The organism is Pseudomonas sp. ANT_H4, from assembly GCF_008369295.1.
Classification (GTDB): Bacteria; Pseudomonadota; Gammaproteobacteria; order Pseudomonadales; family Pseudomonadaceae; genus Aquipseudomonas.
On the sequence record NZ_VOBG01000006.1, the window covers coordinates 1 to 19,432 of the forward strand.

The 19,432-nt window shown below is 58.7% G+C and carries 15 protein-coding genes; 14 read left to right on the plus strand and 1 reads right to left on the minus strand.

All coding sequences use genetic code 11. The features are described from left to right. Positions 1-2,689: DUF6531 domain-containing protein (locus tag FQ182_RS09255; RefSeq protein WP_149493981.1), on the minus strand; the 2,689-nt coding region annotated here is incomplete at its 3' end. A gap of 359 nt (positions 2,690-3,048) precedes the next feature. Here FQ182_RS09255 and FQ182_RS09260 point away from each other — a divergent pair. From FQ182_RS09260 to FQ182_RS09325, 14 genes are all read left to right on the plus strand, one after another. Next, positions 3,049-3,789, plus strand: coding sequence for a flagellar basal body rod protein FlgF (locus FQ182_RS09260; RefSeq protein WP_133099166.1), 741 nt, complete (start codon positions 3,049-3,051; stop codon positions 3,787-3,789). 66 nt (positions 3,790-3,855) lie between these two features. Then, positions 3,856-4,641 carry a flagellar basal-body rod protein FlgG gene (gene flgG / locus FQ182_RS09265; protein WP_133099165.1) on the plus strand — a complete coding sequence of 262 codons (786 nt, stop codon included), beginning with the start codon at positions 3,856-3,858 and terminating at the stop codon, positions 4,639-4,641. A gap of 52 nt (positions 4,642-4,693) precedes the next feature. Continuing rightward, entirely contained in the window at positions 4,694-5,389 is a 696-nt protein-coding gene (gene flgH / locus FQ182_RS09270) for a flagellar basal body L-ring protein FlgH (protein ID WP_133099164.1), read from the plus strand. Between the two features lie 39 nt (positions 5,390-5,428). Beyond that, complete coding sequence (locus FQ182_RS09275; RefSeq protein ID WP_133099453.1) at positions 5,429-6,517, plus strand: flagellar basal body P-ring protein FlgI; 1,089 nt, start codon at positions 5,429-5,431, stop codon at positions 6,515-6,517. A 10-nt stretch (positions 6,518-6,527) separates the two neighbouring features. Beyond that, the gene (flgJ, locus tag FQ182_RS09280; RefSeq protein WP_149411372.1) at positions 6,528-7,787 is read left to right on the plus strand and encodes a flagellar assembly peptidoglycan hydrolase FlgJ; all 1,260 of its coding nucleotides are present in this window, start codon (positions 6,528-6,530) and stop codon (positions 7,785-7,787) included. Positions 7,788-7,797: 10 nt separating this feature from the next. Then, positions 7,798-9,846: a flagellar hook-associated protein FlgK gene (flgK, locus tag FQ182_RS09285; protein WP_149411373.1), complete on the plus strand. Its 2,049-nt coding sequence runs from the start codon at positions 7,798-7,800 to the stop codon at positions 9,844-9,846. Positions 9,847-9,860: 14 nt separating this feature from the next. Continuing rightward, positions 9,861-11,489 (plus strand): flagellar hook-associated protein 3, encoded by a 1,629-nt coding sequence (locus FQ182_RS09290; protein ID WP_149411374.1) that lies wholly within the window; start codon positions 9,861-9,863, stop codon positions 11,487-11,489. Positions 11,490-11,799: 310 nt separating this feature from the next. Then, on the plus strand, positions 11,800-12,729 hold the full coding sequence (locus tag FQ182_RS09295; protein WP_149411375.1) for a ketoacyl-ACP synthase III: 930 nt from the start codon (positions 11,800-11,802) through the stop codon (positions 12,727-12,729). A gap of 475 nt (positions 12,730-13,204) precedes the next feature. After that, entirely contained in the window at positions 13,205-14,974 is a 1,770-nt protein-coding gene (locus tag FQ182_RS09300) for a flagellin (RefSeq protein ID WP_149411376.1), read from the plus strand. A gap of 73 nt (positions 14,975-15,047) precedes the next feature. Next, positions 15,048-15,401, plus strand: a complete 354-nt coding sequence (locus tag FQ182_RS09305; RefSeq protein WP_149411377.1) for a flagellar protein FlaG — start codon at positions 15,048-15,050, stop codon at positions 15,399-15,401. Positions 15,402-15,484: 83 nt separating this feature from the next. Further along, positions 15,485-16,849: a flagellar filament capping protein FliD gene (gene fliD / locus FQ182_RS09310; protein WP_149411378.1), complete on the plus strand. Its 1,365-nt coding sequence runs from the start codon at positions 15,485-15,487 to the stop codon at positions 16,847-16,849. A 140-nt stretch (positions 16,850-16,989) separates the two neighbouring features. Beyond that, entirely contained in the window at positions 16,990-17,379 is a 390-nt protein-coding gene (fliS, locus tag FQ182_RS09315; protein ID WP_133099156.1) for a flagellar export chaperone FliS, read from the plus strand. Between the two features lie 25 nt (positions 17,380-17,404). Then, entirely contained in the window at positions 17,405-17,701 is a 297-nt protein-coding gene (locus tag FQ182_RS09320; RefSeq protein WP_149411379.1) for a flagellar protein FliT, read from the plus strand. Positions 17,702-17,872: 171 nt separating this feature from the next. Continuing rightward, a complete protein-coding gene (locus tag FQ182_RS09325; protein ID WP_149411380.1) occupies positions 17,873-19,348 on the plus strand; it encodes a sigma-54 dependent transcriptional regulator in 1,476 nt (491 codons plus the stop codon). Positions 19,349-19,432 lie beyond the last annotated feature (84 nt).

The following is a 19,432-nucleotide window of genomic DNA, read 5'->3' on the forward strand; positions in this document are numbered from 1 at the left end:
TAATGCGTCGGCTGATCAGGTGCAGGCCGTCGGCGTACTCGTAACGGGTGACACGGCCGAGTTCATCGCGCTCGGCGGTGATTTTGCCGTAGGGGTTGTAGCTGAATTCGCGGGTGGCGCCTCCTGGTTGGATCACTTTCAGCAAGCGACCTACGGCGTCCCACTGGTACTGGGTCAGCGCGCCATGCTCATCCTCTACCGCAACCTGCCGCCCCAGGTCGTCATAGCGATAACGCCGTACACCGCCATTAGCCAGCTGTTCCTCGGTGAGTTGGCCACGCTCATTCCAGGTCAGGCGCTGACTGCTGTTATCCGGATGCCAGACGCCGGTGAGCTTGCCGTGTTTGTTGTAGCTGTAGTCGGTGTAATTGCCGTCAGGGTCAGTCTTACGGGTGATATCGCCCTGATCGTTACGCTGGTATTTCCAGACCGCGTCGCCACGGCGTACGACCCGAACGAAACCGTTGTCATGCTCGTAGGATGTCGGCTCATCGTCCCCTGGAAACAGCGTAATCAGCCGACCGGCTTCGTCGTACTGATACGCCGTCACCGCCCCGAGCGGGTCCTGCTCGACCGTCAGCCGGCCCTTATCGTCGTAGGATTTGAAGTGCTCCGCGCCGTCCGGATCGATCCGCTGCACCAGCCGCGCACGCTGGTCGTGGACGTAGACTTCCTGGCTGCCATCAGCGTTATGGACGGTGACACAGCCGTTGTCGTCCCAAACATAACGCGTGTCCATCTGCGAAAAACTGGCCCAGTGCCGCACGCAGCGTGCAGCCTTGCCGGACCGTTCCCACTCCCAAAAGAAACTCGCCCCACCGGCCAGTTCCCGTTCCAGAATCACTTGCTGATCGTCGTACCGATACCGCTCGCTTTCGCCTACAGCATTGGTTGCCTCAATCAGCCGCCAAGCGTCGTCATAGCGGTAGGAAACAACGTTCAGCTCGGTAACCCAGACGTACTCCTGATACTCCTCGGCGCGCTGTACCTGGTAGTCGACTGCAACGATATGGTCCCGGTCATAGCGCAGCAGCAACCCCCGCCCGACGCCGTTATCCAGCCGTTGAATCCGTCCTGAATAGTCGCGGGAGATACGCAGGCGGTTGTCATACGCGTCGCTGATCGATGTCAGCAAACCGTCGCGAAAATGATAGAAACGGGAGTCTTGAGCCAGCACCAGTTCATCTGGCGAAGAACCCAGATAAATCGCCGCCTCCGCCAAGCTATTGCTGATCGCCGGTCGCGAAACAGAGGGCAACGCAAACGTCGTGCTGCGGTTCTCATGATCGGTCCACACCACCGACTCGCCAATCACAGAAAGCCGCTGAGCCAGCGAATGGCTCCAGCCAAACCCCAGTCCGCAATCCACTTCCACCGCACTGGTGCGGTACACCCTTGTCCAGGCAAACGGCAGAAGCCCGTCCAGCTCACCGTCCGTGAGGGTCAGCAGTTCCTCACCGGTAACCATCGACACCGGGCAACCATTGGTCGCCGTTTTATCGGCACTGGCCGCTGCATCGCCGTTAGGGTTTTTCGCAGAAGAGGGCACATCGTCGACAGGCTCTTTGTGCCTGATCACCGTGTTCTGACGCGCGCCCCAGGGCATCTGCATGCCCCCTTTTTTCAGGCCGCTGACCACGCCACGAACAGCCACCGTCTTGTAGCGACTCACTGCCCCCATGAAGCTTTTGATGATGGTGAAGATGCCTTTAACAAGATCGATGGCAGCTTCAACAACCTGCGCTCCGTACTTGGCCAGACGCAGCCCCAGATAGGCGATGCCTGCACCTTGCAGGGCAATGGTCAGCACCACTGCGATTAATAGGTCAATCAGCAGCGACACTACAACCCTGGCAACGATCTCAGCCGCCTTGCCGGCAACTTGGCTAGGCGGCAACGCCGACAGCCAAACCATTGCCGTACGCAATATCAAGTACAGCGCCGCCTCGTCACTGGCCAACAGCATGGCCTGTTCCATCACCTGAGGCGCGGTACGGGCTAACTCCGCCAATTCACTGGCCTGGGCACCCAAACGTTCGATATGTTTGGCGGGGTCTTGCAGAATGTCCTGGACCAGCGAAATGCTATCCCACACCCCGGAAATCGCCGCCCAACTCCCCGCCAGCAATCCGCTGCCGATCGCGCTTGCAGTCGACGCCTGCCAATGCGGTTTGAAACCGTCCCATTGACCACGCAGCCAAGCTTCGAGGTCGTTCGTCAAACCGTCGTAAGAAGAGAACAGCGCATCGACCTGTTCCGCCGAAACCCCGCCCTGCACCCGTACCTGATAACGCCCGCCGGCCACACAGTGGTGAGAGCCTTTGCCCTGCTCATCCAGCATGACTACCGTAGAGCTACCGTCATCCTGCCCAATCACCTCAACAGGAATGCTCCCCAGCGGCACGTCATACACCGACTCAAACTTGCTCTCGATCTCCAGCAGGCCGCCTGCCGGACAGCGCGCCACCGTCGAAAAGTTATCATCGGAAAGGCTCACCGATACTTGCGAACCCCCAAACCGCAGCACCTGATCCATCCCCAGCAACGATGGCAAATCCGCTGCATGGCTGACCTTATCCAGAGCTTGCGAATACCAGGCCCCGACCTGCTGGCGATAGACCGCCAGGCTCTGATGAAAGCCATCCAGCTCATGTTCGATAAAGGTGATGCGAGAGGAAGAAGCAGTCATCCGTGACGTCTCTGCAAGAAGGAGGCGTCGGAGTCTGCAACAGCAAAAGAGGGGCTGGACGAGTGGTCCGGAAAATCAGATTGGGCTTACGGGGAGGGAAAGTTTTCTGCGTAGCGCCGCTGCCCAGGGCTACATGAAGCGGCGACTCAGCTTATTGACTACCTACGACCCGCATTTGCCGTAAGCGGCATAACTCCGCCGTTTTTTCGACTTATCGCAAATTCTCGTTTTCCTTCATTTACCCGCAAACCCTTGCCCCGTCTGGACTTTCCTCCGTTTTCAAAAGTTGGTGCGCAAATTGCTAAAGACTCTTTAGTACAGCGGTGGACGGCAAGCGTCCGTCAGAGAGAGGAATGAGCGTGGACAAGTACCTTTATGTGGCAATGACCGGCGCCAGCCAGAATGCACTGGCGCAGAAGGCTCATGCCAACAATCTGGCGAACATTTCCACCAACGGTTTTCAGCGTGACCTGGAACAGGCCCGCTCAATGCCGGTATTTGGCGACAGCTTTCCGGCGCGGGCATTTGCCTTGACCGAACGGCCGGCGACGGATTTCTCCGCCGGCTCCATGCTCGAAACCGGCCGCGACCTCGACGTCACTGTCGGCGGTGACGGCTGGATTGCCGTGCAAACCCCAGACGGCGGCGAAGCCTACGTGCGCACTGCCAGCATGAACGTCGATGCCCTCGGCATGCTGCGGGCCGGCAACGGGATGCCGATCATGGGCAACGGCGGGCCGATCTCCGTGCCGCCTGAGCAGAAGATCGAAGTAGGCCAAGACGGCACCATCAGCATTCGCGCCATGGGCGAAGGCCCGCGGGTGATGGCTGAAGTGGACCGGATCAAGCTGGTCAACCCTGATTTAAAGACCATGAGCAAAGGCCTGGACGGCGCGATCCACACCAATGACGGCCAGCCTGCCGTAGCGGATGCCAGCGTCAAGCTGGTGTCGGGCTTCCTGCAGTCGAGCAACGTCAATGCTGTCGAAGAAATGACGGCGGTGCTGGCCCTGTCCAAGCAGTTCGAGCTGCACATCAAGATGATGAACAGCGCCAAGGAAGACGACCAGGCAATGACTCGCGTCCTGCAGATGACCTGATCGCCACCCACTGATTACTAATTTCGTAACGCGGCGCCATAAAACAGGCGCACGAAGGAGAACAGCATGCTTCCGGCTCTATGGGTTGCCAAAACAGGTCTGTCCGCCCAGGACACCAACCTGACCACGATCTCCAACAACCTGGCGAACGTTTCGACCACGGGTTTCAAACGTGATCGCGCCGAATTCCAGGACTTGCTCTATCAGATCAAGCGTCAGCCTGGCGCCCAGTCGACCCAGGACAGCGCCTTGCCGTCGGGTCTGCAAGTGGGTACTGGTGTGTCCATTGTTGGCACCCAGAAAAACTTCAGCGCCGGCAACCTGCAGCAAACTGGCCAGCCTTTGGACTTGGCGCTCAACGGTCGCGGCTTCTTCCAGATCCTGCAACCGGACGGCACCACCTCCTATACCCGTGACGGTACGTTCCACCTGGATTCCAATGGCCAGGTCGTCACCGCCAACGGTTTTGCCCTGGAGCCGGCGATTGTCGTGCCCAACGATGCCCAGACCTTCACGGTCGGCACCGATGGCACCGTGTCCGTCACCATCGCCGGTAACCCGGCGTCGCAAGTGATCGGCAACCTGCAGACCGCTGACTTCATCAACCCGGCCGGCCTGCAAGCCTCCGGTAACAACCTGTTCCTGGAAACCGCCTCCAGCGGCGCGCCGCAAGTGGGTACGCCGGGGCTAAACGGTTTTGGTACCACCCTGCAAAACACCCTGGAAACCTCCAACGTCAGCACTGTTGAAGAGATGGTCAACATGATCACCACTCAGCGTGCCTACGAGATGAACTCCAAGGTGATTTCCACCGCCGACCAGATGCTTTCGTTCGTAACGCAGAATCTGTAATCAAGTCTATGGGGCGGCCTGATGGCGCCTGCAACACCGTGAGGTAAGGGTCATGAATCGCTTTGTTTCTGTTCTGGCATTGAGTGGGATCGCCGTGCTCGCGGGCTGTGTCGCGCCGACGCCAAAGCCCAATGACCCGTACTACGCGCCGGTGCTGCCGCGCACGCCGCTGCCTGCGGCCGCCAACAATGGCTCGATCTACCAGGCCGGCTTCGAACAGAACCTGTACAGCGACCGCAAGGCGTTCCGTGTGGGCGACATCATCACCATCACCCTGAACGAGCGCACCACGGCCAGCAAGAATGCCAACTCCCAGGTGGCGAAAAACAGCAAGACCGGTATCGGCCTGAGTTCGTTGTTCGGCGGCGGCTTGAACACCAACAACCCGTTGGGCAGTGGTGATTTGAGCCTGGACGTTGGCTACAGCGGCGACCGCGCCACCAATGGCAGCAGCAAGGCCGGGCAGGGCAACAGCCTGGTTGGCTCGATCACTGTGACCGTCGCCGACGTATTGCCCAACGGCATCATTGCCGTGCGCGGCGAGAAGTGGATGACCCTCAACACCGGTGACGAACTGGTGCGCATTGCCGGCATGGTGCGGGCGGACGATATCGCCACCGACAATACTGTGCCATCGACGCGGATTGCCGATGCACGCATTACCTACTCGGGTACGGGTTCGTTTGCTGACGCCAGTCAGCCGGGCTGGTTTGACCGTTTCTTCCTTAGCCCGCTGTTCCCTTTCTAGGTGGTCCTCAAGGTGAATGCTTTGAAACTCAAACAGCTGATGGCAGCGGTGTTGTTGCTGGCCCTGAGCGCAGGCGTCCAGGCTGAGCGGCTCAAGGACATCGCCAGCATTTCCGGCGTGCGCACCAACCAGTTGATCGGCTACGGCCTGGTGGTGGGGCTCAACGGTACCGGTGACCAGACCACCCAGACCCCGTTCACCCTGCAGACCTTCAACAACATGCTTTCGCAGTTCGGCATCAAGGTGCCGGCAGGTTCGGGCAACGTGCAGTTGAAAAACGTCGCGGCCGTGTCGATCAGTGCCGACTTGCCGGCGTTCGCCAAGCCGGGCCAGGTGGTGGATATCACCGTGTCCTCCATCGGTAACTCGAAAAGCCTGCGGGGCGGCACCTTGCTGATGACGCCGTTGAAAGGTATCGACGGCAACGTCTATGCCATCGCTCAGGGCAACCTGGTGGTGGGCGGTTTTGACGCCGAAGGCCGCGACGGTTCGAAGATCACCGTCAACGTGCCCTCGGCCGGACGGATTCCTGGCGGTGCTTCGGTGGAGCGTACCGTGCCCAGCGGTTTCAACCAGGGCAACAGCCTGACCCTGAACCTCAATCGCTCCGACTTCACCACCGCGAAGCGCGTGGTGGACAAAATCAATGACCTGCTCGGCCCAGGCGTGGCCCAGGCCATCGACGGCGGCTCGATTCGCGTCACCGCGCCACTGGACCCGAGCCAGCGCGTCGACTATTTGTCGATCCTGGAAAACCTCGAAGTCGATCCGGGCCAGGCAGTGGCCAAGGTCATCATCAATTCGCGCACCGGTACCATCGTGATCGGCCAGAACGTCAAGGTCTCGCCGGCAGCGGTGACCCACGGCAGCCTGACCGTGACCATTACCGAAGACCCGATTGTCAGCCAGCCGGGGGCGCTGTCCAACGGCCAGACCGCCGTGGTTCCGCGCTCGCGCGTGAATGCCCAGCAAGAAGCCAAGCCGATGTTCAAGTTCGGTCCCGGCACCACCCTGGATGAAATTGTCCGTGCGGTGAACCAAGTGGGCGCCGCCCCAGGTGACTTGATGGCGATCCTCGAAGCCCTGAAACAGGCCGGCGCCTTGCAAGCCGACCTGATCGTGATTTGAGGCCGTAGCCATGGACATGCGTAAGAGCGGTTTAACCAGTACGGCGGACTCGGGTTCCTATTCCGACCTCAACCGGCTTAACCAGCTCAAGGTCGGCGACAAGAACAGCGAAGGCAACATGCGCAAGGTTGCGCAGGAATTCGAGTCGCTGTTCCTCAACGAGATGCTCAAGTCCATGCGCTCGGCCACCGAGGCCTTGGGCAAAGACAACCCGATGAATACCCCGGCGGCCAAGCAGTACCAGGAAATGTACGACCAGCAACTGGCGGTGTCGCTGTCCCGGGAGGGCGGTGGTATTGGCCTGGCGGACGTGCTGATGCGCCAGATGCAAAAGAACAAACCGGTGGAGGCTGCTGCTGCCTCGACCTTGCAAGGCCCGGAACAGGCGCCGAAGAAAGTCGACGTACCCACTCCGATTGCTGCTGGCACCCTGGCGGATGGCCCGCTGGGTCGCTCCAATGGCCAGCGTCCATTGTGGGCCTCTCGCGTGGCGGTAGCGGAACGGGTCGACGACGGCACCGTGCGCAATGACATGGCCCTGATGAACCAGCGGCGCATCTCGTTGCCGAGCAAGCTGACTGACCGACTGCTGGCCGGCATCGTGCCTGGCGCGGACGTCGCCAGCACCGCCAAGGCCGCGCCACTGCGTAACAGTGCCGCCGAAGATGGTGTGATCAATGGCGCGGCTCGCACCTTTGCCGTGCCGAGCAGCCGCATGCAGGTCTACGGCCGTGCCATGGCTCAGCCACCGCTGGCGCCGGCGAAGAAAGCCTTCAGCTCGCAGGATGAATTTGTCGCCACCATGCTGCCGATGGCCAAGCAGGCCGCCGAGCGCATTGGCATCGACCCACGCTATCTGGTGGCCCAGGCGGCCCTGGAAACCGGTTGGGGTAAATCGGTGATGCGTCAGCAAGACGGCACCAGCAGCCACAACCTGTTCGGCATCAAGGCCGGTCAGAGTTGGCAGGGTGCTCAGGCGCGGGCGATCACCAGCGAGTTTCGTAATGGCGAGATGGTCAAGGAAACGGCGCAATTTCGCTCCTACGATTCTTACCAGGACAGCTTCCATGACCTCGTAACATTGCTGCAAAGCAATGAAAGATATAAAGAAGTCCTGAAGTCGGCCGATAAGCCGGAACAGTTTGTGCGCGAATTGCAAAAAGCCGGTTATGCAACCGATCCGGACTACGCCAGCAAGATTTCGCAGATAGCCAAAACGATGAACGGCTACCAGAACTACGCTGCCGCGGGCGCTTCCACTCATTTATAAGGTCTGAACCATGGGTTTGCTCAATATCGGGATGTCTGGGCTCAATGCGTCCCAAGGGTCGCTAGCGACCTTGAGTAACAACATTGCCAACGCCAAGACCCCGGGATACTCGCGTCAGCAGACCACCCAGAATGCCAACGGCAGCACGGGGTTCGATGGCGTATTTGTCGGTACCGGCACGACCCTGGCGGATGTACGCCGGGTCTACAACCAGTACCTGGACACCCAGTTGCAGACCACCACCTCGCTCAACAGCGACGCCAAGGCGTATCTGGATCAGATCGGTTCGGTGGACAAGCTGCTCTCGGACAAGACCACCGGTGTCGGCGCTGCCCTCAGCAGCTTCTTCGCCGCGTTGCAGACCTCGTCCTCCAACCCGAGCGACAACTCTGCGCGCCAACTGGTGCTGACCATCGCCCAGACCTTGGGCAACCGCTTCAATTCCATTGCTTCCGAGTTGAATAAGCAGAAGGAAGGCATCAACAGTCAGTTGGATACCTTGACCGGCCAGGTCAACCAGCTGACGTCCTCCATCGCCTCCCTCAACCAGCAGATCAGCCAGGCCAAGGGTACGGGCAACGCTGAACCTGCGAACCTGCTGGATGCGCGCAATGAAGCAGTGCGTTCGCTTAATGAACTGGTGGGCGTGAGGGTTACTGAGGCTAACGGTCATTTCGACGTCAGCCTGGGCACCGGTCAGTCCCTGGTGTCGGACGGTATTTCCAACAAGTTGTCGGCGGTGCCGAGCCAGGACGACAAGAGCCAGTACTCGGTCATGCTGGCCAGCGGCTCGCAGCAGATGGACGTCAGTTCGGTCATCAGCGGCGGCACCATCGGTGGCTTGTTGCGTTATCGCAGCGATGTGCTGATGCCGGCCATCAACGACCTGGGCCGAACTGCCCTGGTGGTCTCCGAAAGCATCAACAGTCAGTTGGGCCAGGGCCTGGACGCCAATGGCCAGTTCGGTAACTTGCTGTTCAATAACATCAACAGTGCGACGGCTATTAGCCAGCGCAGTGTCGGCGGCCCGAACAACAGCAGCGCCGGCAACCTGAATGTGACCATCGCCGACGCCAGCAAGCTGTCGACACTCGATTACAAAGTGACCTTCTCCGACGCCAACAATTACACCGTGGTGCGCTCGGACGGCAAGGCCATGGGCTCTTTCAACACCACCACGACGCCGCCTCCGGTGATCGACGGTATCACCCTGGCCCTGGACGGCAAGGGCGCCATGGCCAACGGCGACACGTTCAAGGTCAGCCCCACCGCCAATGGTGCGACGGATCTCAAGGTCGTGATGACCGACCCGAACAAGTTGGCGTTCTCGGGCCCGTTGCTGGCCGAAGGCAATAAAAACAACAGCGGCACCGGTGTGTTCGGCGCACCGACCCTGTCCTTGCCACTGGACATCCACGGTGGCGCCACCACGGCCCAGCTGGAAGCGGCGATCAAGCAGTCGATGCCGGTTAAAATGGTCTTCGGCAAACCGGCCGCCGACGGCACCCAGAGCTATGTGGTTAACGACGCCAAAGGCAATGTCATCGGCAACGGCACCGTCATTCCGGGTCAGGACAACAAACTGACGATCAAGGTGCCGATGCTGGATTCGGCCGGCAACGTGATCAAGGACGCTGCCAACAATCCCATGACCTTTGGCGTCGACACCGTCATCAGTGGCGCGCCGAAAGATGGCGACAACTTCAGCGTGTCGTTCAATACCGGTGCTGCCCTGGACAACCGCAATGCCCTGCAACTGCTTGGCCTGCAAACCAAGAAAACCGTGGGTGCTACCGACGACAACGCAGGCGTGAGCATGACCACCGCCTACAGCCAGTTGGTGTCCGCGGTGGGCGGCAAGGCCAGCCAGGCCAATGTTGACAACAGTGCCACCGGCGCCATGCTGGACGCCGCCAAGGCCAGTCGCAGTTCGGTGTCCCAGGTCAACCTGGATGAAGAGGCGGGCGACATGATCAGATTCCAGCAGTACTACACCGCGTCGTCGCAGATCATCAAGGCTGCGCAAGAAACCTTCAGCACGCTGATCAACAGTCTTTAAGGGAGATTGAGACGATGCGCATCTCGACTGAACAGTATTTCAATACCAGTGCTTCGCGTTATTCGAACAACTTTTCCAACGTCACCAATACCCAGCAAAAGATTGACTCTGGCGTGCGTATCCAGACTGCCGCGGATGATCCGGTGGGCGCTGCGCGCTTGCTGCTGTTGCAACAACAGCAAGACATGCTGGGCCAGTACGCCGGCAATATGAGCAGCATGAAGAACTCGCTCAACAGCGAGGAAAGTGTGCTCGAAGGCATCAATACGGCCTTGCAGCGTGCCAGTGAATTGGCGCTAAAAGTGGCTGGTAAGGGCGGTGGCGGTATCAGCGATGATGACCGCAAGGCAGTGGCTTCGGAGATCGGCGAGATTGAAAAGCAGGTGTTTAGCCTGCTCAACAGCAAGGATTCGTCCGGCCACTACCTGTTTGCCGGTGGCAAGAGCGATACGCCGCCGTATGCCCGCAACAGCGATGGTACCTACAGCTATCAGGGTGATGAAACACCGTTGAGCATGAAGATATCCGACACGTTGTCGATGGTGGCGAACGACACCGGCAAGAGCGTCCTGGAAGGCACGGCCAACGCCGGGCGTACTCAAGCGACGTTGCAGCCGCCAGCGGTCAATGATGGCAAGGTTTGGGTGTCGGCCGGCGCGGTGACGTCGCAGTCAAAATATGACAGCAGCTTCACCGAAGGCCAGCCGTACAAACTGACCTTCATCAGCAGCACCCAGTACACCGTGAGCGATTCGGCGGGCAAGGACATTACCTCCGAGACCGCCGGTAACGGCGTATTCGATGCGACCAAGGAAGGCAGTTCGTCCATCAGCCTGCGGGGCGTGAGCTTCGACGTCAGCCAGAACCTCAAGGACATCAAGTCCGGCGCCGACACTGATGCGGTGTACCAGGACCGGGTCTACACCCTGGAAGGCAAGCCGGACAGCTTCAACGTGTCGCGCACGCCGAGTAATACCTCCACTGCTCAGTTGGCGGCGGGCCAGGTCACCAGCCAGGCGGACTACTCAAGCACCTTCCCGAACAAAGGGGCGGTGATCAAGTTCACCTCGGCGACCGATTACGAGGTGTACGCCCAGCCAATAAATGCCGACAGCAAGCCGGTGTCCAACGGCACCATGGTTCCTGGTACGCCGGCTATTCCCGGCCCTCCGGACATCCCCGCGGTCCCCGCCAAAATAACCGCCGTCGGGGTGACCTTTGAGGTCAGCGGCGCACCGGACATTGGCGATCAGTTTGCAGTGGGTTCCAGCACCCACAAGACCCAAAGCGCACTGGATACCCTCAGCCAGTTGCGTCAGGCCCTGGAAACACCGTCCGATGGCGATCCGGTCGCCCAGGGCAAGCTGACCGATGTGGTCAACGCCACCATCACCAACCTGCAGGCCTCTTATGCCCAGGTGGACATGGTGCGTGGCTCCATTGGTGCGCGACTGAATTCACTGCAGATCCAGGAATCGGAAAACACCAGCATGGTACTGGCCAACAAGTCGACCATCTCGTCCATTGGCGACACGGACGTAGCCACGGTGTCGATTGACCTGGCCTTCCAGAAGGCGATGCTGGAAGCCTCGCAACTGGCGTTCGTGAAAATCTCCCAGTTGAGCCTGTTCAACAAGATGTAATGGGCGCTGGCACAAAACGGCCCACCCTGGAAACAGGGTGGGCCGTTGTCGTTTTAGGCGTGCGCAACTTCCAGGGTTTTGCACAAAGCGCACAAAATTGAGTGACCTATGAGTCATAAAGCGCATCTTCACTGTATCGTGTGAAAAGGATAGGCCACCGCCAGACCTCCGCCGAGTTGGATTTAGGGGCTTTGGTCAGTGAATGGATGGCCGCTTTCGGCGTGTTTTTTGCGGGGTTATCCCCTTTATTGTCAGCACTCCTGAATGCATTCAGGGGTGTTCTCCAGCTATTTAGTATTGGGAAGCCACAATGATTGGCATAAAAAGCATCGCCAGTTACGTGCCAGTAGATGGGCTTGATAACTACGCCCAGGGTGCCAAATTCGCCAAGGATGAAGAGTTCATCATTGGCAAGATCGGTTCAGCTTTTCTGCCGCGCAAGGATGCCGCGCAGGAAACCTCCGATCTGTGTGTCGAGGCAGTCAATGCCTTGTTTGCCAACAACCCAGGTTTGAAGCGCGAATCCATCGACGTGCTGATTGTCGTCACCCAGAACGGTGATGAAGAAGGCCTGCCTCATACCGCCGCCATCGTCCAGGACAAGCTGGGCCTGCCGACCCACGTGGCGGCCTTTGATATTTCCCTGGGTTGCTCCGGCTACGTCTACGGCATCTATGCAATGAAAGGTTTTATGGAAGCCACCGGCCTGAAAAACGGCCTGCTGGTGACCTCCGACCCGTACTCGAAGATCGTCGACCCCGAAGACCGCAACACCACCATGCTCTTCGGTGACGCCGCCACCGCCACCTGGATGGGCGAAGACGCGCCGTGGCAACTGGGCAAGGCCAAGTTCGGCACCGATGGCTCCGGCGCACCGCATCTGAAGGTCAGCGATGGTGTGTTTTTCATGAACGGCCGCCAGGTCTTCAACTTCGCCCTGCTCAAGGTGCCGGCGCACCTGCACGAGCTGCTCAACGAGTCGGGCCTGAAGGCCGACGAGATTGATGCGTTCTGCATCCACCAGGGCAGTGCGGCGATTGTCGACGCCGTGGCTCGGCGTTTCGAAGACGCGCCGGTAGAGAAGTTCATCAAAGACATGGTCGAGACCGGCAATACCGTGTCGTCGAGCATTCCTCTGTTGCTGGAAAAGCACGCGATGGGCTCCGACTGGAAGCGCGTGGCCATCAGTGGCTTCGGCGTGGGCCTGTCATGGGGCTCGGCGATTATCTATCGGCCGTGATGCCTTAATAGCGCTGCACAAAAAAACGCCCAGGCTCGAAAGAGCCTGGGCGTTTTTTATTGTGGCGAGCGGGCTTGCCCGCGTTGGGCTGCGCAGCAGCCCCAATTAAGGTCGCTGCGATCTATCAAAAAGATTGCAGTGGCTGGTTTTAGGGCCGCTTCGCGCCCCAACGCGGGCAAGCCCGCTCGCCACAACAAGCTCACTTACCACAACAGCCTGCTCCTCACAGGAAACGGGCTTGCCACAAGAGTCGGGCTTGAGAGGGGGTGCAGGTGTCAGCAGCCTATTAATGCTGGGCTTTCCTGCTTCTGTAAGGCCTTGAATTGCAAGGAGTGGAACGGGGCTAGTAAAAAAATTCAAAAAAAACCTCAAGCAACCTGCATTCACGACGATAACTATTACGAAGGTTCTCTAGGCCACACCCGGCGGTTGCCAGGGCCGGAAGCCGCAGTATCCAACTCACGAGGATTTCGTCATGGCAATGTCCGTAAACACCAACATCACTTCCCTGGGCGTCCAGAAGAACCTGAACAAAGCATCCGACGCTTTGAGCCAGTCGATGAACCGTCTGTCTTCCGGCCTGAAAATCAACAGCGCCAAAGACGACGCTGCCGGCATGCAGATCGCTAACCGTCTGAACAACCAGGTCAAAGGCCTGAACGTTGCCATCGCCAACGCCAACAACGGTGTTTCCATCGCCCAGACTGCTGAAGGCGCGATGCAAGAATCCACCAACACCTTGCAGCGTCTGCGTGAACTCGCCCTGCAAGCAGCCAACGGTGATAAAAGCGACGCTGACCGTGTTTCCCTGCAACAAGAATTCACCGCTAAAGTGGGTGAGCTGAACCGTATCGCCAGCACCACTACCTTCGGTGGTCGTAACCTGCTCGACGGTACGTTCAGCAACGTAGCGTTCCAGATTGGCGCCAATGCTAATGAAACCATTTCGTTTGGTATGACTGATATCAGCTCTACTGCGCTGAAAGGTAACTTCAAAGAAGCTGCTGTAGACGGCAGCGCAATGAAGGGTCTGGCTGCTACCGCTACCAGCACCAGCATTGGTGGGATGAAAGCTAGCCTAACGGGTGCTACTGCTGCAGGCGCTACTCTTGCTACCGACAGGTTCCGCATCAACGGCGTAGAAATTGCTTTGACCGCTGCCGCTGCCGCTGCCGGTGCCAGTGCATCCGCTGCGGTAACCGCGATCAACGCCGAGACGGCTAAAACCGGCGTTACTGCTTCTGCTGGTACTGATGGTAAGTTGACCCTGTCGTCTAAGGGGGATATCAAGCTTGAGGCGACTGCTATTGTTGATGTTGCTATCCCTCCAGCCACTCCTCCAGCTCTTCCAACTACTCCTCCAACTGCTGGCCTGGCGAGCCTTGGCCTGGCGGTTGGTGACAGCACAACTGCAGCAGAGTTCAAAGAAACGTCTAAAATGGGCGCCACCGGCACCATTACCGTCAATGGCAAGGACGTAACCTGGGGCGTAACTGATCTGCTGTCGGCTGTCCTGAGCAAGGTCGCTGCCGAAGCTGGCACCGGCGCTACCGCCAAGATGACTGATGGTCGTATCACCGTCACCTCCGGCGACGGCAAGGACATCAAGCTGGCCAACAAAGATAGCGGTTCGCTGTCGCAGTTGGGCCTGTCGGCTGGTACTTCTCAGGCCAAGTTGACTGCTGATACTTCGATTGAAGTGAACGGCGTTGAAGTCAAGTTCAAGAAGGGCGACACCTCTGACGCTATCGTTGCCTCGATCAACAGCGCCAGCACTGGCGTTCAGGCCACCAAAAACGCTGATGGCACCCTGAACCTGTTCGCTGACAAAGACATCACCATCAAGGACGGCAGCGCAGGTACTGGCTTGGCTGCACTGGGTCTGACCACTGTAGCTAACAACGGCACCAAAACTGCCGTCACCATGGAAACCAGCGTTTCCGACCTGAGCGTTCTGACTGCCGCTTCTTCCCAGCAAGCCATCCAGGCTCTGGACGACGCCATGCAGCAGATCGACAGCCAGCGTTCGCAGCTGGGTGCGGTGCAAAACCGTTTTGCCAGCACCGTGGCTAACCTGCAGAGCATTTCGCAGAACTCCACTGCCGCCAAAGGCCGTGTAGAAGACGCTGACTTCGCTTCCGAAGCCGCTGAACTGACCAAGCAACAAACCCTGCAACAGGCTTCCACCGCGATCCTGTCCCAGGCCAACCAACTGCCATCCGCTGTTCTGAAGCTGCTTCAGTAATATCGGCTAGCGGTTAAATAACGGAAGGGCGCGTATACGTGCCCTTTCGTTTTTTCAGTTTGGAGGTGATGAAATGGACATGAGCATCAAGCTGAACGCGTCTTACCCGGCTGGCGTAACCCAGGCCAATCAGGCCAATAATGTCTCTACTGCTCAGGCCAAGCCTGCGGTTGAGACTGAGCCGGCCTCCGCCGAGGAGCCGCAACGCATGGCACTGGAAAAGGCTGTAACCGATATTCGTGAGTTTGTGCAGGCGACCCAACGTAACCTGGACTTCTCCATTGATGACACCACCGGCAAAGTGGTCGTCAAAGTCATCGCCACCGACAGCGGTGAAGTGATTAGACAGATTCCATCGGAGACCGCGCTGAAGCTGGCGCAGAACCTGAGCGATGCCAGCAGCCTGCTGTTTGAAGCAAAGGCTTGAGTTGGCACGAAACATGTTTCTGATTGCTGTCTGGGCGTTAGTGCGCCAATAAAGCGGCAGCCGCAGGACAAGGAGAATAGCAAATGGCTAGTTCAACGATTTCCGGCCCAGGCTCGGGCTACGACACGCAAGCCATCGTCAAGGCGTTGGTGGGGGCTGAACAGGCGCCCAAGCTGGCCCAGATCACCGCTCAGCAAAAAGACGCGACTGTCCAGCTGTCGGCTGTTGGCTCGGTGAAAACGGCGTTGGAAGCTTACCAGGCGGCGATCACCAAGTTGAACAACGTGGCCTCGTTCAACGGGCTGGCTGCTACTACCTCTGAAGAAAAAAACGTCAAGGTCACCCTGGGTGATGGCGCGTCCAGCGGTAAATACATCGTGGAGGTCCAGAACCTGGCGACCGCCTCGAAGGTTTCCAGCAAGGTCATTGAAGATGGTGCTTCGGGCAGGGCCAACACGAGTGATGAAGACCAGACGCTGACGATTACCCAGTCGGGTAAAAGCTACGACGTACTGGTTCCGGGTGGTGCGACCCTGCAGCAGGTGCGCGAATCCATCAATACTCAGCTCTCTGCCCAGGGCATCAGTGCCAACGTACTGAGTGACTCCAAGGGCGCGCGTCTGGTCCTCACCTCTACCAACAGTGGCGAAGGCACCGATATCACCCTCAGCGGTACCTCGGACCTGGCCACCGGTTATGACAAGGGGGAGCCGGCGAAGAACGCCAAATACACCATCGATGGCATTGCGATGGAGTCCACCAGCAACAAGATCGCTTCCGCCATCAGTGGCGTGACCCTGGATCTGGTAGCCGCCGACATCACCAAGCCGATCACCATCACCGTGGCCAGCAACACCGACACGCTGAAGACCTCGGTGCAGTCGTTCGTCACCGCTTACAACGCCCTGATGACCTCCATCAACACTCAGACCAAGGTCACCGCCACGGGCGATGCCTCCACCACCACGGCAGGCGCCTTGACCGGCGATGCGTCGATGCGTCAGTTGGTTGCCAGCCTGCGCAGTGAGCTGGTCAACGGATCGGGGGCGGGCAGCATCAGCAGTCTTGCCCAGATGGGCATCACCACTGACCAGAAAACCGGGCTGCTGAGCCTGGAAGACAAGGCGTGGGATAAGGCTGTGGTTAAGGGTGCTGGCGATATTGCCAAGCTGTTCACCGGCGACACTGGTCTGGTCACCCGCATGAACAAGGCGACCGCGAGCTATGTAGGCACCACCGGGACGCTGGCCTCGCGGGCGACAGACCTCAACACCAAGTTGACCGACCTGACTACCCAGAAGGCCGACCTGGATCGGCGCATGGAGGCCTTGCAGAAGTCCCTGAGCGCCAAGTACACGGCGATGGACACTATGATCGCCCAGATCAACGCCAGCAGCTCCAGCATCATGACCACCCTCAACTCGCTGAACAATCCGAAGTCGAGCTGATTTTTAGGGGCGTTCAACGCCCCGAAAAAGCATGTGCCGGTGGTCCTGGTCTTGAAGTCTGGATTAAAGTTTTTTGCGGCGCGGTCGAAAAACTGGTTAAGCAAACCTATTCGACTGTGGCCTGTAACTGAGGTAACAACATGAACCCTATGAGAGCCCTTCGCCAATACCAGAAGGTCAATTCCCACGCTCAGGTCTCCGAAGCCAGCCCGCACCGTCTGGTGCAGATGCTGATGGAAGGTGGTCTCGATCGTATGGCTCAAGCCAAGGGCGCGTTGAGTCGTGGTGATATCGCACAAAAAGGGCTAATGCTGGGCAAGGCGATTGAAATTATCACCGGTCTGCGCGACGGCCTGGAGCCGGAAAAAGCTGAAGATCCGGCAGCGGTGCATCAGTTGGACGCCCTGTATGGCTACATGAGTAACCGCCTGGTGGAAGCCAATCGTGTGAATGATGCTGACTTGATCGACGAAGTCGCTCGTCTGCTGATTACCGTAAAAGAAGGCTGGGATGCCATCGCAACACAATAAGGCCTGAGGCCTTGAGGTACACGTCATGAGCCATGCACTGCAACGCATTGATGAAACCCGTGAAGCCTTGATCGACGCGTTGGCAGAGCGTAACTGGGACGCCATCGGCGAACTGGACCTGGGCTGCCGTAACGTGATTGACGACGTGCTCAGCGAGGCGCCGGTCGACGAGGATGCCCTGCGGGAAAAACTGGAGAGCCTGCTGGTGGTTTACCAGCAGTTGCTTGAGGTGACGACCGGGGAGCGCCAGGCGATTTTCGAAGAGATGTCGCAGATCAATCGAGCGAAGAGTGCGTCAAAGGTTTACCATCTGTTCGGTTGATCTGGCTCAGTTAATCCGAACTAGCGCGTCATAAATTTGACTGTGCACATTTTTTTGACTTAACTAGTGCTATTTCAGACGTCAGGTGGCCGTAGCGCAGAAAATGCCTACAGCTATCTAGATTGCCCCGAATCGAGGGCATTTGAGTTTTACTAGGGAAGTTGTTATTGCATGTGGCGTGAAACCAAAATTCTGCTGATCGATGACGATAGCGTTCGCCGCCGCGACCTGGCGGTGATCTTGAATTTTCTTGGCGAAGAAAATCTGCCCTGCGGCAGCCACGATTGGCAGCAGGCGGTCAGCTCTTTGTCGTCGAGCCGTGAAGTCATTTGTGTGCTGATCGGGACGGTAAACGCTCCTGGCGCAATTCTGGGCTTGTTAAAGACACTCTCAACCTGGGATGAGTTCCTTCCAGTGTTGCTAATGGGTGATATTTCTTCTGTCGAGCTTCCGGAAGACCAGCGCCGCCGCGTCCTTTCCACCCTGGAAATGCCCCCCAGCTACAGCAAATTGCTCGACTCCCTGCACCGTGCCCAGGTCTATCGCGAGATGTACGACCAGGCCCGCGAGCGCGGACGTCACCGCGAACCCAACCTGTTCCGCAGCCTCGTCGGCACCAGCCGTGCCATCCAGCATGTGCGCCAGATGATGCAGCAAGTGGCTGATACCGATGCCAGCGTACTGATCCTCGGCGAGTCGGGTACCGGCAAGGAAGTGGTCGCGCGAAACCTGCATTACCATTCCAAACGCCGCGACGGGCCTTTCGTGCCGGTCAACTGTGGGGCGATTCCTGCAGAGCTGCTGGAAAGCGAACTGTTCGGCCACGAAAAGGGCGCCTTTACCGGGGCGATCACCAGCCGTGCCGGGCGTTTTGAACTGGCCAATGGCGGCACCCTGTTCCTCGACGAAATCGGCGACATGCCGCTGCCGATGCAGGTCAAGCTGTTGCGAGTCCTGCAAGAGCGCACCTTCGAGCGCGTGGGCAGCAACAAGACCCAGAATGCCGACGTGCGCATCATCGCCGCGACCCACAAGAACCTCGAAAGCATGATCGAGGTCGGCAGCTTCCGCGAAGACCTGTACTACCGCCTCAACGTATTCCCCATCGAGATGGCACCCCTGCGTGAGCGCGTGGAAGACATCCCGTTGCTGATGAATGAGCTGATCTCGCGCATGGAGCACGAAAAACGCGGTTCCATCCGTTTCAACTCGGCGGCGATCATGTCCCTGTGCCGCCACGGCTGGCCGGGCAACGTCCGCGAGTTGGCCAACCTGGTGGAGCGCATGGCGATCATGCACCCGTATGGGGTCATCGGCGTGGTCGAGTTGCCGAAGAAATTCCGCTATGTCGACGACGAAGACGAGCAACTAGTGGACAGCTTGCGCAGCGATCTCGAAGAGCGGGTGGCCATCAACGGCCACACCCCGGACTTCGGCGCCACCGCCATGCTGCCGCCCGAAGGCCTGGACTTGAAGGACTACCTCGGCAGCCTGGAGCAAGGACTGATCCAGCAGGCCCTGGACGACGCCAATGGCATCGTTGCCCGTGCCGCTGAGCGCCTGCGCATCCGTCGCACCACCCTGGTGGAGAAGATGCGCAAGTACGGCATGAGCCGTCGTGAAGGTGATGAACAGGCGGATGATTGACGCCTGTTTTTCAATACATTGATATATAAGTAGTTTTTTTTAGGCACGGGTATTGCTACAGCTCTCGCAACGTTCCGTTTAACT

Bases quoted from the DNA above. Each gene is read 5' to 3' on its own strand.
- fliS (WP_133099156.1), top strand. From the start codon at position 16,990: ATGAACCCTATGAGAGCCCTTCGCCAATACCAGAAGGTCAATTCCCAC.
- FQ182_RS09305 (WP_149411377.1), top strand. From the start codon at position 15,048: ATGGACATGAGCATCAAGCTGAACGCGTCTTACCCGGCTGGCGTAACC.
- flgJ (WP_149411372.1), top strand. From the start codon at position 6,528: ATGGACATGCGTAAGAGCGGTTTAACCAGTACGGCGGACTCGGGTTCC.
- FQ182_RS09320 (WP_149411379.1), top strand. From the start codon at position 17,405: ATGAGCCATGCACTGCAACGCATTGATGAAACCCGTGAAGCCTTGATC.
- FQ182_RS09295 (WP_149411375.1), top strand. From the start codon at position 11,800: ATGATTGGCATAAAAAGCATCGCCAGTTACGTGCCAGTAGATGGGCTT.
- FQ182_RS09275 (WP_133099453.1), top strand. From the start codon at position 5,429: ATGGCAGCGGTGTTGTTGCTGGCCCTGAGCGCAGGCGTCCAGGCTGAG.
- flgH (WP_133099164.1), top strand. From the start codon at position 4,694: ATGAATCGCTTTGTTTCTGTTCTGGCATTGAGTGGGATCGCCGTGCTC.
- FQ182_RS09300 (WP_149411376.1), top strand. From the start codon at position 13,205: ATGGCAATGTCCGTAAACACCAACATCACTTCCCTGGGCGTCCAGAAG.
- fliD (WP_149411378.1), top strand. From the start codon at position 15,485: ATGGCTAGTTCAACGATTTCCGGCCCAGGCTCGGGCTACGACACGCAA.
- flgG (WP_133099165.1), top strand. From the start codon at position 3,856: ATGCTTCCGGCTCTATGGGTTGCCAAAACAGGTCTGTCCGCCCAGGAC.
- flgK (WP_149411373.1), top strand. From the start codon at position 7,798: ATGGGTTTGCTCAATATCGGGATGTCTGGGCTCAATGCGTCCCAAGGG.
- FQ182_RS09290 (WP_149411374.1), top strand. From the start codon at position 9,861: ATGCGCATCTCGACTGAACAGTATTTCAATACCAGTGCTTCGCGTTAT.
- FQ182_RS09325 (WP_149411380.1), top strand. From the start codon at position 17,873: ATGTGGCGTGAAACCAAAATTCTGCTGATCGATGACGATAGCGTTCGC.